Raw genomic sequence first — 17,196 nt, 5'->3', positions numbered from 1 at the left:
GGATGGGCTCTGCGAAAGAAACCTTGGGACGGGTCGTTACGGTGGCCTCCCACCTGGCCCTGACACCACAGAGCCACCGGAAAACCGGGATGCGTGTCTCACGGAGGTGATACACGGACCGTTGCGCCCGGTCACATGTGTGAACGTTGACAGAACAGATGACGGAGAGCGAGGGCTGTTCAGTGGCCGAGGCCGAGGACACCGCAGGCAGCGGGCAGTATGCTCCGGGTGCTCGTGTGGTGGTGCGGGACGCCGAGTGGCTGGTGCGCAACTGCACTCCTACCGATAACGACGGGTACCTATTGCGTGCGGTGGGGGTCTCGGAGTTCGTCCGGGGCGAGGAGGCGCAGTTCTTCACCGGGTTGGAGGCCATTGAACCTCTGCGCCCGGAGGAGACCAGGCTCGTCCCCGACCTCTCCTCCGGTTTCACGGACAGCCGCCTCTACCTGGAGTCGGTGCTGCGCCGCACCCCACTGCCGCAGTCCGAGCGTCGGCTGGCCACCACTGGCGGCTTCCTGCTCGATGACAAGGTCTACCAGCAGCGTCCCGCCGAACTCGCGCTCAAGGGCCCTCGCCCGCGCGTGCTCATCGCCGACGTCGTAGGCCTGGGCAAGACCCTGGAGATCGGGCTGACCCTGGCTGAACTCATCCGCCGGGGCCGCGGCGAGCGTATTCTCGTCGTCACCCCGCAGCAGGTCCTGGAACAGTTCCAACAGGAGCTGTGGACCCGCTTCGCCATCCCGCTGGTGCGTCTGGACTCGGTGGGCCTGGAACGTGTCCAGCGCGACATCCCTGCCGGACGCAACCCCTTCCTGTTCTTCAAACGCGCCATCATCTCCGTCGATACTCTCAAGAACCAGGGCAAGTACGGTCAGCATCTGCGTGGTATGCACTGGGACGCGGTGGTCATCGATGAGTCCCACAACCTTGTCAACGAGAACAACCTGCGCAACAAGCTGGCCAGGGTCCTGGCCCGGCACACCGACGCTCTGCTGCTGGCCTCCGCCACTCCGCACAACGGCGACTCCAAGTCCTTCGCCCAGCTGATCAACCTGCTCGACCCGGCCGCCATCGCCGACCCGGCGAACTTCACCGCTAAAGACATCGAGCACCTGTACATCCGCCGCACCAAGGTGCACCCTGAGGTGCGCGCGGCTATGGGGGACAAGTGGCCCGATCGCGGTCCCTCCGTCCCTGTGCGTGTGCCCGCCACCCCACCCGAGGAGGCGGTCTTCGCCGAACTCACCCGGGTGTGGCTGGCAGGGGAGGCCCGCGAGGGTGGATCCGCCGTCGGCCGGGACAACCGTCTCTTCCCCTACACCCTGCTCAAGGCGTTCCTGTCCTCCCATCGCGCGCTGGCCGACACTGTCGCCAACCGCCTCAAGGTCCTGGAACGCAAGAGTGCGGGCGCCCCGAAAGCCGATCCGGTGCGAGAGCGCGAACGCTCCGCCCTCATCGAACTGCAGAACCTCGCGAAGAAGATCGACACCTCCTCCTCTGCCAAGTTTCAGGGTCTGGTCTCCCAGCTCAGCGACATCGGGGTCGGCAGGAAGAGCCCCACTCGGGTGGTGGTCTTCTCTGAGTCGGTGCCGACCCTCAAATGGCTTAAAGAGAACTTGCCCGAAGCCCTCGGTTTGGACGCCAAGCAGGTTCAGCTGATGCATGGCGGCATGTCCGACACCGCACAGCAGGAGGTGATCGCCGACTTCGCTCTGTCCGACAGCAAGGTTCGCGTCCTGGTCACGGGTGATGTCGCCTCTGAGGGTGTCAACCTGCATCGACAGTGCCACCACATCGTCCACTACGACCTGCCGTGGTCGCTGATCCGTATCGAGCAGCGCAACGGTCGGATCGACCGCTACGGGCAGGAGCACGAGCCCCAGTTCCGAGCGCTGATCCTCACCTCTGAGGTCGATGGGGCCAAGGACGATACCCAAGTCGCGGAGAAGTTGCTGCGGAAGGAAGCGGACGCCCACCGAAGCCTTGGCACCGCAGAGGCCGAGAGCGGCCTGTACAGCGCGAAGAAGGAGGAGGACCGCCTGGTCCTGGACCTCCTCCAGGGCAGGACGGTCGATGAGTCCTTGGAGGCTTCCAGAGAGGAGGTGGCGGCCGAGGACGATCCATGGGAGCCGGATGCCTTCTTCAGCGATTTCGGGGTGGACGACGGCAGCGTGCCGCCTGAGACCGCGCCCGCACCGCGCCTGTTCGACGACACCGAGCAATTCGTGCGCACCGCCCTGGACACCGTCGGCGGACTCGACCTCAGCCAGGACGGCAAGATGCTCGCATTCAGCCCGCCCACCGACCTTCAGCAGCGGCTCAAGGCCCTGCCCGCTGGCTATCTCAAAGACCACAAGGTCAAGGAAAGGCTGCGGGTCACCTTCGACCGGCAGCACGGCCAGGACCGCCTGGACGCGGCGCGCTCCACCAAGACCATCTGGCCCGACACCGGATACGTCACCGACCTGCACCCCCTGGTGGACTGGCTGGTCGACAAGGTCCAGGTGAGGACTCCGCGCGGTCACGCCCACGTCCTGGTCGGCCGGGTGGATCAGCCGGTGTTCCTGCTCCAGGGCACCTATTCCAACGCCCTGGGCCAGCCAACGGTCGTGGAATGGATGGCCGTTACCGGCCTCCCCGAGGATGCTCGGGTGGAGGATATGTTCGAGGCGCTCAAGCGCGCGGGCGTGGGCCCCGACATGGTCAACACCGGGCAGAACGGTGACCTGAGCGAACTCCAGGCCCTGGTGCCGGAGGCGGTCCGGGTGGCCGCTGCCCACCTGGAGCGGCGCCGTGACGAGTACGCGGCTCGTATCGAGGCCGACCTCGCCGAACCCGAGCGTCGGGTCACCGAGTGGGAACAGTTGGCCTTGGACGGACTGCGCGAGGGCAGGCAGGACAAGCGTAAGCAGGTGTACGACACCGCTGAGGAACAGCGGCGTCTGCTGGAGAAGATGCGGACCGCTGGGGACCCCCTCCTGCGCGTCTTGGCCGTGGTGAAGGGCGTGAACCGGGCATGAGCTACGACTCTGTGATCAACCGTGGTGAGTACTTCTCCGACCACTACCTCGTCGAGGTGCTGCCCAAGACCCTCAAGAAGGGGATCTTCAAGGAGTGGGCCGAGCTCGAGGCAGTTGAGAACAAGCGGGTGACCGCTGCTCGGGAGAAAGGAGAGGCCACCGAGGAGGAGCGTCGACGCCGACCGGTGACCCCGCGACGGAGGCTGACCGGGCTGCGTTCGCGCTACTTTGATGATCGTCTCGACTTCACCGACTTCACCGAACGCTTCCGCGAGGATCCCGGCTCGATCACCGCGGCCCGGACCACCGAGCACACCGAACGCCTGCACGGCCTGCACCGGGAACTGCTCACCGCGCTGGGCTACGCGCCCAAGGACGAGCCGTACACCGCCTACTTCGAGCACGGCGACGACACCGTCGAGGTCCGGCTGGCACTGCACGAACCCACCGTGGTCGCGATCGAGTGTGGCTGGGCGCCGGACGTGGACGCGGCCATGGATCCCGAGGGCGCGGGCCGACTTCTGGACCCGGTCCGTCTGGGCGGCGGTGAACGCGAACTCCTCGACTCGGGCAGCAAGCTGGTCGCCTGGCTCTTCGCCCGTGAGGAGGGGCTGCGCTACGTCCTGGTGTTGGTCGGTGGCGTGGTGATCCTCGCCGACCGGGCGGTGTGGGGCGAGGGCCGTTACCTGGCGGTGAGCCTGGACACCGCGCTCGACAACAACGACGCAGCCGAGTTCGGCACCATCGCCGCCCTGCTCGGCGCGGAATCCCTGCTGCCCTCGGAGGACGGCAGTGGTGATGCCCTGGCGGAGCTGGTGGAGTCCTCCCATCAGCACGCGGTGGGTGTGTCGAAAGAGCTGCGGCAGGGGCTGCAGCACTCGGTGGAGATCATCGCCAACGAGGTCTTGGACCGGCTGCGCGAGGCAGGGGTACGCCCGCAGGACATCGACACCGGGACCGAGAGGGCCTTTGCTGACGAGCTCGCCCGGCAGTCACTGCGATACCTGTACCGCATCCTGTTCCTGCTGTACGCGGAGGCCCGCCCGGAACTGGGCGTGGTACCCGCCAAGGACGAGGCCTACCAACGCGGCTACAGCATGGCGCGCCTAGGTGACCTGGTCGTTCACGACCTGCAGGGTGAGGAGGCGCGAAGCAGCACACACCTGTACGAGTCGCTGGAACTGCTCTTCCGGATGGTCAACGAGGGCCACAACCCACGTGGCCACCAGCTGAGTGAGGAAGAGGCCGCAGGGCTCTCGGAAGGCGAGGGGCTGCGCTTCGAACCGCTCAGGGCCGACCTGTTCGACCCGGCGCGTACCCACCTGATCGGGCGGAGCCTGGTCCACCCGGACGACGACCCCGACGAACCGGAGATGCCCAGATTGGACACCCGGCTGCGGAACAGGGCGCTGCACCGGGTGTTGCGGCTGCTCATGCTGTCCAGGGGCAGTAGAAAGGGCCGCGGTGGCTTCATCTCCTACGCACAGTTGGGCATCAACCAGCTGGGTGCGGTGTACGAGGGGCTGATGTCCTATACCGGGAGGGTCGCCGAGGAGACCCTGTACGAGGCGGCGAAGAACGGCGACCCCAAGGACGGGTCCTGGCTGGTTCCGCACTCGAAAGTGGAGGACTACCCGGACGACGTGTGGGTGCGGGTCAAGGACGAGAACGGGAAGGTCACCAAGGAGAGCCCGCGGGTAGTGTACCGCCCGGGCTCGTTCGTATACCGGCTGGCCGGGCGCGACCGGGAGACCAGTGCCTCGTACTACACCCCGGAGTCGCTGACCCGGTTGACCGTGCAGCTCACCCTGCGCGAGCGACTCGACCAGGATGGGAAGACCACCCCGGCGCGTGAACTGCTGGAGTGGACCATCTGCGAGCCCGCGTTGGGTTCCGGAGCGTTCTTGAACGAGGCCATTAACCAGGTGGCGGCGGAGTACCTCAAGCGTGCGCAGAAGGAACGAGGAGAGGAACTCGACCCGGAGAAGTACGCGGAGGAGCTGCAGAAGGCCAAGGCGTACATCGCCCTGCACCGAGCCTACGGTGTGGACCTGAACGAGACCGCGGTGGAGCTCGCGGAGGTATCGCTGTGGCTGAATGTGATGTACCCGGGTTTGCAGGCGCCTTGGTTCGGACTGCATTTGAAGCGGGGCAACTCTTTGGTGGGTGCTCGGCGAGCTCTGTACTCCCCCGAGGTGGTGAAGCAAGGGGAGTGGCTCAAGAAAGCCCCTGAGGAAATGCCCTTCAGAGATGGTGGGATCGATGGGGGCTATATCCACCACTGGCTGCTGCCCGCCCAGGGCTGGGGGAGTGTGGCCGGGGAGAAGGAGGCCAAGAACCTCGCTCCGGAGGCTGCCGAGAGGCTCAACGCCTGGCGTAAGCTCATGCGCCGTAGGCTGAAAGGTGGAACGGGGAAGAAGTCACAGATCAAGCGGTTGCAGGGGCTGTCTCGGAGGGCGGAGTACTGGTGGGATTTCGTCGTCCGTAGGTTGGAGCTGTCCGAGCGGGAGGTCAGCCGCCGCGTCGACGTGTACGGGGCCGACTGGATGGACCAACCTGAGAACGCCATCCCGCGAGAGCAGGTCCTGGAGAACCTGACCCGTCCGGGCACCCCGTACTGGCGACTGAAGACCGTGATGGACGCCTGGTGCGCGTTGTGGTTCTGGCCGGTCCAGAAGGCGAGCCTGCTGGACGGTACCGATGAGATCTACCAGGGCTTCGACCGCTCCCTGGAATTGAGTGTCGCGGGTTCGGCACCGCCTTCGGCGCACCGGAGCGTGAGCCTGGCTGACCTGGATGGCTGGATCGCTTTCTCAGAAGCCGTGCTCGGTTCGCACGATGCGATGGAAGATTCTCTGTTCGCTGAGAAGATCACCTCCTTGCAGGACCTGGACAAGCAGGAGGGTGAACTTCCCGGCGTTCTGGGGACTGTGAGGTTCGAGCGTCTGGGAGAGAAGTTCCCCTGGTTGCACGAGGCGCGAAAGATTGCGGAGACGCAAGGTTTCTTCCACTGGGAACTCCAGTTCGCCCACCTGTTCAAGGGCAAGGGAGGATTCGACATCCAGGTGGGTAACCCGCCGTGGGTGCGTCCGAGTTGGGATGAGGATAGTGTGATCGCGGAGTTCGATCCGTGGTTCAAAATGGCCGGAAAGGTGTCCTCAGAGATCAAGGCGGAACGTAAGGTATATGCGCTGGAGGAGCAGGATAGTAAGAACTTTTATCTCTCTGAAATAACTACTGTCTCGGGGTTGAGTGAATTTCTGTCGGATCCCGCATGCTATCCGCTGCTGGAAGGGACTCAGCCTGACCTGTACCGGGCTTTTATGTGTCGAGTCTGGAGAGGGTCGAATCCCGGTGGAATTAGTGCCCTGGTGCACCCGGATACGCACTTCGGGGGTGTTAGGGAGGCCAAACTTAGGGGGGAAGCGTACCGAAGGCTGAGAGTTCATTCGCATTTCATGAACGTGGCCAACTGGGCGTTCGAGGATCCGATCAGTCGAACGGCTGAGTTCGGTGTCCACGTATACGGGGCTGCCGGTGAGGTCTCGTTCGCGAGTGTGAACTGGCTCTTCGGGGCATCCATGGTTCTTTCGTCCCTTGACGGGATCGGTGATGGCGTTCCCGGGCTTCGTTATGAAGGGTCATGGGACCTGCGGTCCAGTGGGCGGCGTGTGATCCGCGTCGATCAAGGCAAGCTCGATGAGTGGAGCCGTGTTATCGGTGGTGGGGCGCAAGGTGTGGAGCGGAGTACAGCTCTGCTCTATCCGGTCAGTGGAGAGGAGGACAGCGTAATCTCCTCGATCGGCCGGTATGAGAAAAGGCTGGGCCGGTTTCGTCCGCTCGTCACGCATGGGTTTCATGAAGCTGGAGCGAAGAAGAGCGGGCTGATCAAGTGGGATACGAGCCTGCCACACGATTGGTCTGAAGTCATCCTTCAGGGTCCGAATTTCTCTCAGGCGAACATTTTTGCCAAGAAGCCTAATATTCCGTGTCGCAGTCAGCAGGACTGGAGTCCCTGGGATCTCAGTTCTCTGGGTGTCGGAGAGGTTCCCGTGTGCAACTATCGACGTGCGTCGAATCGGGATTCGTTTGATAAGGCCAAGGATGCCTGGCGCGGGTATCCGGACTCGATGTATTACCGATTGGCTTGGCGTGCGATGATTCCATTTAATACGGAAAGGAGTCTCTTTTCTGTTCTTATTCCGCCTGGGGGTTCACATGTTGATGCAGTTCATTCAATGTGGGTGAAGGATAATCGGACCACCGTGCTCAATGCCGGTTTCTGGGCTTCCTTGCCCTTGGACTATCTTCTGCGTGTCACTGGTCGTTCACATCTTCGGAACGCTGAGGTGAACAAGATGCCTGCCCCCGTCTCAGGGCATCCTCTGGAGAGCGCTCTTCTGCTCCGTACCATGCGCCTGAACTGCCTGACCGACGTGTATTCCCCGCTCTGGTCGGAGCTCCATGATGACTCCTGGGCGCAGCAAGCATGGGCAGTCGACTGGAATGGAATGGCGCCGCTTCAGGACATCACTTCCGAGTGGTCTTACTCCACCCCTTTGCGTTCTGAGCGTGAACGCCGTGCCGCGTTGGTCGAGCTCGACGCCCTGGTCTCCGTCTGGCTCGGGATCTCCGCAGATCAACTCGTAGCCGTCTACCGATCCCGCTATCCGGTTCTCTTCGACTATGAGAGCAACACCTGGTTCGATAGCGCGGGCCGTAAAGTGGCTGCTATCTACCACGCCTACGGCTATGGGCAGACCAAGGAAGACTACCTCCACCTCCAGAAGTACCTGGACAAGGACGATCCCACCGACACAGTCCCCGAGGGCTACTCCGCGCCCTTTTACAAGGCCGACCGTGAGGCCGAGTATCGCGAGGCACACGCCTACTTCACCGAGATCGTTGAGCGTGCCGAGCGGAACGGCACCTGGAACGGGGAGTTCTGACCGTGTATCCCACCCTCGCCGCCGCCGAAGTACGCAGGAACATCACCCAGTACCTCTCGACGACCTTCGCGCTCGCCGACGAACCCGTCCGGGAAAGTCTGGAGTCCTTCTTCAACGACCCCGTCCAGGGAATCTTTCGTGGCCCCTACCTTCGGGTCCGCGCGCCCTTCCGGAAGACGGACGATTCCTGGCAGCAGTACTTCGACTGGTATCCCGCCTGGTTCCACCCCTATCTGCACCAGGTGAAGGCCTTCCAGCGCTTGTCCTCCCTGGACAAGTCGCCTGAGCCCACGCTCATCACCACCGGTACCGGCTCCGGTAAGACCGAGTCCTTCCTCTATCCGGTCCTGGACCACTGCCGTCGCGCCCGTGCCGCCGGGAAACGGGGTGTGAAGGCGATCCTGCTCTACCCGATGAACGCCCTCGCCACCGACCAGGCGGATCGGATCGACGGGCTCCTCGCCGATCCCGAGCTGTCCCAGGTGACCGCTGGTCTATACATCGGTGACACCCCTTCCATCGACTACAAGCGGGTCGTCACCTCTCGGGGCGAGATCCGTCGTCTGTGCCCCGACATTCTCATCACCAACTACAAGATGCTGGATCTGCTGCTCCAGCGTTCCGAGGACCAGCCTCTCTGGCGGGACTCCGACCTCACCTATATCGTGGTCGACGAGTTCCATACCTACGACGGTGCTCAGGGCACCGACGTATCCATGCTGCTGCGCCGTCTCGCCGCCACCACCGGAAACTCCCGCCCCGGGCGCCCGCTTGGGAACATCTGTCCGGTGGCCACCAGTGCGACCCTGGGCCAGGACGACCCGGCCCCTGACCCCTCCGCTAACACTGTCGTCGACCGGAGCTCACCCGGCCGGGACATCCGTGAGGTCGCCGCCACCGTCTTCGGCACGTACTTCGGGCCGGACTCCGTCATCACCGAGGACCGGCTCGGCTTGGACGAGTTCATGGACGAGCTGGAGTTCAAGCTCCCTGTCCCCAACCCCGTCCAGGTGGCCAATCTGCGAGACCCGCATGGGGATCCATCCCGGATGGGCCCGATCATGCAGGCCTTCACCGAGCGGGACGATCTCACTCCCAGGGAGCTCGGCGCGGTCCTGCGTAAGCACATCCTCACCAAGGCCGTGCTCTCCGTTCTGGACGGCACCGCCCGCTCCATGAGTGAGGTCCTCGAACACCTCCCGGAGAACGGTGCCTACCCGTGGGGCCAGGCCCTGCGCGGTACCCCAGAACTCACCGCCGAGGCCCTGGCGCGCTTCATCGCCCTGCTCTCCTACGCTAGGGACCCCGACGCTCCCGTACCCGCGAACGGTCGCCCAGAGGCCCCGCTGGTCACGGTCGAGGCTCACCTGTGGGTCCGCGCGGTCTCCCACCTGCTGCGTGCCGTCTCTGATCGGCCCACCTTCACCTGGCACGGAGAGACACCTGCCAGCGGGTCTGCGACCACCACCAGCGCTTTGGGGCACGCCTATCTGCCCTCGGTGTACTGCCGCCACTGCGGACGCTCCGGTTGGGCGGCGATCTCACCGGAACCCACGCCTGACAACCTGGTCACCGCGCCGGAGAAGATCTACCGGGCCTCGACCACCGCCAAGCGGGGCTTGCGTCCGCTCATGCACGCCAGCCTTGAAGAGGCGATGCGGAGCGGCGTCGACCGGACCGTGTGGGTCCTCTCTTCCTCCGGGACCCACGTGCGTCCGGTGACACGGGTCGACATCGAAGCCTACAACACCGGTGAGCTCGACGGCGTGTTCGTGCAGACCGACATCCGACACGACCGGGAAGCCTTCCGAGACGCCGAGAACGACCGCTGCCCGGTCTGCGACGTGGACCAGGGCACTCGCTTCCTGGGCTCGGGGCAGGCCGCGCTGGCCTCGGTGGCCGTCACGGAGCTGTTCACCGGAGGCCAACTCGCGCAGGGTCGTGACAAACCCAAGGCGCTGTTGTTCAACGACTCGGTCCAAGACGCCGCCCACCGCGCCGGGTTCGTCGCCAACAGATCCTACTCGTTTTCTGCCCGATCACTGCTCACCTCGCGCTTGGCGGACGACGGAACCCCCGCCTACCTCAACGATCTCATCGCCGACACCGTCCTCGAAGCGCAGAAGCCCAGCTTCCTCGCGTGTGTGGTTCCCCCGGACCTGCACGACAAGACGGGTATCGACGCGCTCTTGGCGGGGGAGAGCACCGGCACCCCCGCCCAGTGGGAGATGGTCGGTGAACGTCTGGCCTTGACCGCCGTGCTGGAGTTCGGGCTACGGTCCCGGCAAGGGCGTACCCTCGAACTCACCCGCACCGTTGCCGCCCACGTGCGCTTGGAGAAGCCCGACGAGGTCGCCGACCTGGCCCGCGACCTGCTCCTGCACGGCGACGTCCCTCTCACCGGAGTGCCCGACCGGGAGGTGTTCCGCAGCTATGTGCGTGGACTGCTCGAACGCATTCGTATCCGCGGCGGGATCCGGCACCACTGGTTGGACACGTGGATTCGCAACGCGGGGACCAGGCGCTACGGCACCATCTGGGGCAAGCGCCCTGACGGTATGCCCGCCTTCCCCAGACCCAAGCGCGGGATCACCCTGCCCGCCCCGCGTTTCCTGCTGGACCGCACCAAGCAGGGCAGCGAGTTCGACTCGATCGCGGGCAAGGGCACCTGGTACCAGGACTGGACCGCCCGCTGCTTGTCGATCCCCGCTGAGCACACCACCCGCTACCTGGGCCGTCTCCTGGAGATATTGCATGACAAAGGGGTCATCGATCGGTTTACCGCCGACGACAACTCCACTCGTGTCTACGGGCTCGCCCCCGGGCACATCATCGTCACCGCCGTCCGAGACGAGGAGGTGAACCGGGCCGGGCTCAGCTGCTCGGTGTGCCACTGGCGCCAGACGGTGTCCCAAATCCACCAGGGCGATTGGAGGGGGGCCTACTGCCCGCGCTACCGCTGTTCAGGGTTCCTCCAACTCGACGAGGAGCCACGAGCGCACAACGACTACTACCGACGCCTGTACCGCAACGCCGACCCCTTCCGGATCATCGCCGCCGAGCACACCGGACAGCTCACCCGTGCCCAGCGCGAGCAGGTGGAGAGGGACTTCAAGGAAGGGGAGCGGTACACCGCCCCCAACGTGCTCTCCGCAACCCCCACGCTCGAACTCGGCATCGACATCGGTGATCTGTCCGCGGTCATCCTGGGTTCCCTGCCAAACGGCCCCGCCAACTACGTCCAGCGGGTGGGCCGGGCGGGGCGGGGTACCGGCAACGCCTTCCTGCTCACCCTGGTCGGCCACCGCGCTCGTGAGCAGTACTACCTGCAGGAACCCCGCGACATGATCGCCGGGCGGATCGACCCGCCTGGCAGCTTCCCCTCCGCGGTGGAGATCCTGCGCCGCCAGTACGCCGCCCACCTGATGGATCTGGCCGCGCGAGGCCGGCTGCCCGGCTGTCCTCCACTGCCCGGCCGTGCCGCTGATCTCTTCGGTGACCTGGGCTGGCTACGCGGCTTCACCGTATCCGCCCTGACAGCCGGTCCACGGGTGGTCGAGGAGTTCCTGGCCCTGTTCGCCGGGGCTGGGCAGGACATCGACTCCGAGGCCACCGCACAGCTGCGGGAGTTCGCCGTCAGCGGGATCAAGACCAAGATCGCCGTCGCCGAACGAGCCTGGGGCGAACGTCTCGACGACCTGTACCGGCGGGTGGACACCGTCAAGGAGGAGACAGGCCGGCTCCTGGACTCAGACCCCGAACAGAAGCGCCGAAAGCGCACCCTGCAAGCCGAGCTCTCCGCTGTGCAGCGGCGTATCGGAGTGATCGGGCGCACCAGCGCCCACGGGGCCCTGGTCGAGTACGGGGTGCTGCCCAACTACTCGCTCATCGACAGCGCAGTGGAACTGGAAGCCACCCTTACCTGGGAGGAGGAGGGCCCCGATGGCGACCGGCAGTTCCGTTCCGAGGTGCGCGAGTACAAGCGCGCTGCTCGGATGGCCCTCAGCGAATTCGCTCCGGGCAACCACTACTACGTGCGCGGCTTCCGGCATGAGATCGACGGCCTCGACATCGGCTCCCGGGCCCGGCAGGCCTACCACCCCTGGCGGGTCTGCCCCAGCTGTGGTTACGTGCGCACCCACAACGCCGAGAGCGATACCTCACCCTGTCCGCGCTGCCACAGTGCCTTCATCGGCGACCGCAGCAATCTCCATCTGGTGCTGGAACCCACCCGGGTGCACTCCCGGGACCGCCGCGAGGACGCCCTCATTCGGGATGACCACGACGACCGGCGCAAGGAGTACTACACCAGCACGGTCGCCGTGGATATCCCCCAGGAGAGGATCGAACCAGGAGCCTGGCGGCACGCCAAGCACGCCTTCGGTGTGGAGTTCACCCGCGAGGCGGTAGTTCGTCACTTCAACCTGGGCCGCCAACGTACCGCCCGCACCGGACAGGTGGCCTTCGCCGGGGACACACTCAGCGTCAACCCGTTCCAGGTCTGTAGAGCCTGCGGCGGCGCCACCCCCGACGATCCCACCGAACCCCAATCGGACGTGCTGAGCAGCCAGTACGACAACCGCCCCGGCTACCACCGGCCCTGGTGTCCTCAGCGGCGTGGCGACAGCGTCGAGCACGTGCCGCTGCTGTTGGCCCACACCCTGCACACCGAGGCGCTGCGCATCCTGCTGCCCATCGCCACCGTGCATACCAGGGAACGCCTGGTCAGTTTCAAGGCCGCACTCATGGTCGGATTCGCCCGCGTGTACGGCGGAGCCTTGGAGCACCTGGACACCGTCATGGCCACCATGCCCGACGAAGCCACCGGACACCAGCGCCGTTACCTGGTCGTCTACGACACTCTCCCCGGTGGCAGCGGCTATCTCAACCCGAGGCGAAACGCGAAGGGCATCCGGGAGATCCTCACCGTCGCTCGCAATGCCCTGTTGAACTGCCCCTGTGCGGACGACGTCGTCCAGCGACCGGCCTGCCACCGTTGCCTGCTCGCGCACGTCAGCGACGACGAGTTCCCCGACGCCGACCGCGGCGTAGCGTTGCAGATGCTCGCCGACCTGCTCGACGAGTGGCGTACCGACGAGATCACTCACACCGGGCTCATCTCCCTGTGGGGCCAGGTGGAGAGCGAACTGGAGGGCCGCTTCCTCGGTGCGCTCGAACGCTGGGCCCAGGAGGGAGGGCCCTCTCGCACTTTCAAACGCGAGGGCCGGCAGGGCGACCGCAAGACCGCCGTCCTACAGCTGGTCACCGACAAGGGTGTGGTGAGCTGGGACGTGATCTTGCAGAACACCATTGAGAAGACCCGGCCCGACGTCGTCTTTCGCCGTCGCGACTCGGCCGGCCAGCAGGTCGCCGTCTACCTGGACGGGTACCGCTACCACGCCTCCGCGGAGAAGAACCGGATCTCCGACGACGCAGACAAACGCGCCTGGCTGCGTTCCCAGGGCGTCATCGTCTTCCAACTTACCTGGGATGACATCGAGTACCTGGAGAAGGGCAAGGACGCCCCTTTTCTCAAGAAGGGATCCCCGGTCTGGGAGCCCTATGGCACCCGCGGCGTGATGACGGCCCGCAAGATGTTCGCCGGCTCCGACCCCGTCGAACTGGAACAACTGGTCTGGGTCAGCGCGGCCCAGTCCCTGTTCGCCTATCTCACCGATCCCGACGACAAGGCCTGGGCGGTCCGCGCCGCCGCGCTGGCCAGCGGGATCGCCGGTACTCAGGGCAAGGAGATGACCCAGTTGCCGGGGACCGATCTCGCCCCCCGGTTCACCTCCGTACTGGAGGGGGAGGTGCTCCCCGCCCTCGTCCAACGCGGTGAGTGCCAGGTGGTGCGCGGCCGGGACGACTCCGGGCTGAGCGTGGTGGTCATCCGACAGGTCCTGCACAAGGCGTACAGCGGCTTCGTGGTCCTGGACGACCGTGAGGAGACCATCACCGCCGACACCGACGCTCACAAACGCCGGTGGAAAGCCTGGCTGTACTGGGGTAACTTTCTGCAGTTCCTGAACCTTCAGGGCGGAGATGGGGCTCAGATCGCGTTGAGCGGCCTGCCCTTCTTCGACTCTGCCGCCTTGGCCGCGCTTGGTGGGCATAGCCTCGATGAGAGCGTTGCCGGCCATCCGCCGACTCCGAGTGAGATAGAAGAGCTGCTCGGCGACGTCCTATCCCGTTCTGAATCTTCGGTCGGCCGTCTGACCAGGGGCAGGGTCGCTGACACCGTCGTGCCGGCCGACCAGGACCAGGTCGAGGCGAAACCAACCGGGCTGGCCAAGACCAAGGTCATTCCGGAGGGAGCCGAGGATCCCCATACCTTCGATATCGACGTCGACCCGGACTGGATCTGGGTGTGGGACTTGATGGAGGTCGAAGATCCGGCGCTGACCGAGCTTGCTGACGAGCTGTACCAACGCGGGGTCACCGCGCCCGAGGTCGGTCACGAGCTGGAAGGGCCTGGGATGTGGATCGCCGAACTGGCGTGGCCGGACCAAGGCGTGGCCGTGGTGCTCCCAGCTCAATTCCACGGCAGCATCGACGATCACAACCGCTGTCTGGACGCCTACACGGCCGCAGGCTGGCACGTGCGGCAGGCCGCGGACTGGGATGTGTCGGAGCTGTCCGCCATGCTGACCAAGGCCGTGGCACGATCCGAAGACCGGCCAGGCCGAGACGCGAAGAATACGAAGGGATGAGCGTGCCGGGAAAGACCACACTGCGACTGCTCGACAAGGCCGACAAGCAGATCCGCAAACTCCCCCAGAACGTCAAGGGCGCCCTGTACGACTTCCAGTACAAGTTCCGTGAGAATCCCATGGCCGCCGGGCTGAAGTTCCAACAGCTCAAGGGGCATGGAAAACTTCACTCCGCGCGGATCAACGCGGACTACCGAGCTCTGCTCTTCCACGTGGGAGACGGCGACTACATCCTGGTCGGAGTCCGCAAGCGCCAGCACGTCTACGACAACCTCGAACGGTTCAGGTACGAGGTCAACAAGGTCACCGGCGCCTTGGAGATCTTCGGGATCGTGGAGGCCCGGGACATGACCGACCTGCCTCTGGAACCGGTTACGGACACGGCCCCGGACCCAGCCGATCCGGCTGCCGAGGCCACGGCCGAGATACCCGAGCCAGTAGTGGTCACCACCTCTTTGGTGAACGACAGGCCTCCCTCTATGCCACTCTTCGCCGATTACGGCGCCGATCAGTTGCGTGAGCTCGGAGTCGCCGAGGGACTGATTTCGGAGGCTCTGACAGTCTCCACCGAGAGCCAGCTTCTGGAACTGGTCTACGGGGCTCCGAGCCACACCGAGGAGGTTCTGCTCGCCCTCGCCGACGGCCGCGGGTTCGACGAGGTGCTTTCGGAGATCACCCACCCGGTCACCGCCGATGGCCCGGTCGATACCTCTGACATCAGTGCCGCCTTCGCTCGCCCGACCACCAGAGTCACCACATCCGACACCGACCTGCGAGAGGTGTTGGAGGACGACTTCTCCGCATGGAAGGTGTTCTTGCATCCCACTCAGGAGAAGCTGGTTCATCGTAACTTCCGTGGCCCCGCCCGGGTCAGCGGTGGCCCAGGCACTGGAAAGACCATCGTGGCCTTGCACCGGGTCAAGCACCTGGTCGAGCAGCTTCCCAAGGGCCGGACCAAAGCCGTGCTTCTCACCACCTATAACACCAACCTCGCGGCCGATCTGCGTCGCCGCCTCCGGGAGCTCGCCGGACAGGAGGTCCTGGACCGGGTCGACATCCTTAACATCGATAAGCTCAGCTTCCGAATCGTGAATGAGAGCGGGCGCGGTGGTCAGGGCCGCACCCCCATCTTCGATGACCAGGTCAGCCGCGAGTGGCGGAATATGTTCACCGAACTCGGCGTGCGGAACTGGACCCCGGAGTTCGTCGAGGATGAGTGGAACCAAGTCATTCTCGGCCAGGGGATTCGCACTCGCTCGGAGTACTTCCGGGCCCGCCGGGCCGGGCGCGGACAACGGATCAGTCGTGCCCAGCGCGCTGACATATGGCAGCTCGTGGAGCGGTTCACCATGCGCTTGGAGGAGAAGGGTGTGTGGACCTTCCGCCAGGTGGCGCAGGCCGCCGCCCAGGTGGAGGCCGAGCGGGCCGCCAAGATCGCGGACAACCGCGCGAGGGAGGCCAAAGCGGGCGGTCAGATGCTGCAGCGCCCGGATCAAACCCTCACCAACCTGAGATTCCGATACGAGCACGTGGTCGTCGACGAGGCGCAGGATCTCAGCTCGGCTCACTGGTCTCTGCTGCGTGCCGTGGTGGACCACGGTGAGAACGACATCTTCCTGGTTGGTGACACCCACCAGCGCATCTACGACAACCGGGTGTCCCTGGGGGCACTCGGCATCAACATCCGAGGGCGCTCTTCTCGGCTCACCCTCAGCTACCGAACAACTTGGGAGATCCTGAAGTCGGCACTGGGCCTGCTCGGTGAGGAGGAATTGGACGACTTGGACGAGGGGAGTGAGTCTTTGTCCGGCTACCGGTCGGTACTGCGTGGTCCTAGCCCGGTGTTCCGGGGTTCTTCCACCTGGGCGACCGAGTGCGACGACGTTATCGCCTGGGCCCAGGACCTGCAGAAGAACGCACCCCGCGACACTGTGCCCTCTATCGGCGTGGGAGCCCCCACCAAGCACGAGGTCGACGCCCTGCAGTTCGCTCTGAACAAGGGCGGTGTTCGCGCCGCCAAGCTCGGCAAGGAGGGGCCTCCCCCCGGCTTCGAGCAGGCTGTGCACGTGGGAACCCTCAAACGGTTCAAGGGACTGGAGTACCAGCACATGGCCATCGCTGCGGTCAGTGAGGGGTTGGTGCCCCATGCCGACGTGAAGCGCCTACGAGACTCTGATGCTCTGCGCTACCGACAGGAGATACAGAAAGCCAGGTCGACGCTGTTCGTCGCGGCTACCCGTGCCCGGGACTCCCTGACGATCTCCTGGCACGGTGAGCCCAGCAGCCTGCTCCCGAAGAAGGCCGTGTATATGGAGGAGCCCACAGGTGTGACGGCCCCCGAAAGCGCATCAGCCGCCGAGCCCGAAGCGAACTTCGAGGACGGCGGCCTCTTCAAGCCTCCGAACGCCCTGTTGTAGGAGACACCCCACAAGGGTGTCCTGAACCCCGCCCCGAGCAGGCGGTCGGGACTCACCGTCGTCGACCGATGCGGTGAGGCCCCGGCCGTTTTCATCGATG

Annotated in this window: 4 protein-coding genes; all 4 read left to right on the top strand. The window is 65.1% G+C overall.

Annotation, left to right across the window (positions count from 1 at the left end; translation table 11 throughout):
- Positions 1–158: 158 nt before the first annotated feature.
- Genes TR33_RS00650 through TR33_RS00635 form a run of 4 tightly spaced genes read left to right on the top strand, consistent with a single transcriptional unit; the run spans position 159 to position 17,096 of the window.
- Entirely contained in the window at positions 159–3,020 is a 2,862-nt protein-coding gene (locus TR33_RS00650) for a DEAD/DEAH box helicase (RefSeq protein ID WP_042280822.1), read from the top strand.
- Positions 3,017–7,969 (top strand): Eco57I restriction-modification methylase domain-containing protein, encoded by a 4,953-nt coding sequence (locus tag TR33_RS00645; protein WP_042280820.1) that lies wholly within the window; start codon positions 3,017–3,019, stop codon positions 7,967–7,969. The genes TR33_RS00650 and TR33_RS00645 overlap by 4 nt, the downstream gene beginning before the upstream one ends.
- Positions 7,970–7,971: 2 nt before the next feature.
- Positions 7,972–14,679, top strand: coding sequence for a DEAD/DEAH box helicase (locus TR33_RS00640; RefSeq protein ID WP_042280819.1), 6,708 nt, complete (start codon positions 7,972–7,974; stop codon positions 14,677–14,679).
- Entirely contained in the window at positions 14,676–17,096 is a 2,421-nt protein-coding gene (locus TR33_RS00635; RefSeq protein WP_042280817.1) for a UvrD-helicase domain-containing protein, read from the top strand. The genes TR33_RS00640 and TR33_RS00635 overlap by 4 nt, the downstream gene beginning before the upstream one ends.
- Positions 17,097–17,196 lie beyond the last annotated feature (100 nt).

Origin of the sequence: Nocardiopsis alba (assembly GCF_000710955.1) — a bacterium.
Classification (GTDB): domain Bacteria; phylum Actinomycetota; class Actinomycetes; order Streptosporangiales; family Streptosporangiaceae; genus Nocardiopsis; species Nocardiopsis alba.
Note: the sequence above shows the minus strand (reverse complement) of the source record. Positions and strands in the feature narration are given on the sequence as shown.

What these genes read in the sequence shown, in the direction of transcription:
- TR33_RS00650 (WP_042280822.1), top strand. Translation starts at nt 159, where the DNA reads ATGACGGAGAGCGAGGGCTGTTCAGTGGCCGAGGCCGAGGACACCGCA.
- TR33_RS00645 (WP_042280820.1), top strand. Translation starts at nt 3,017, where the DNA reads ATGAGCTACGACTCTGTGATCAACCGTGGTGAGTACTTCTCCGACCAC.
- TR33_RS00635 (WP_042280817.1), top strand. Translation starts at nt 14,676, where the DNA reads ATGAGCGTGCCGGGAAAGACCACACTGCGACTGCTCGACAAGGCCGAC.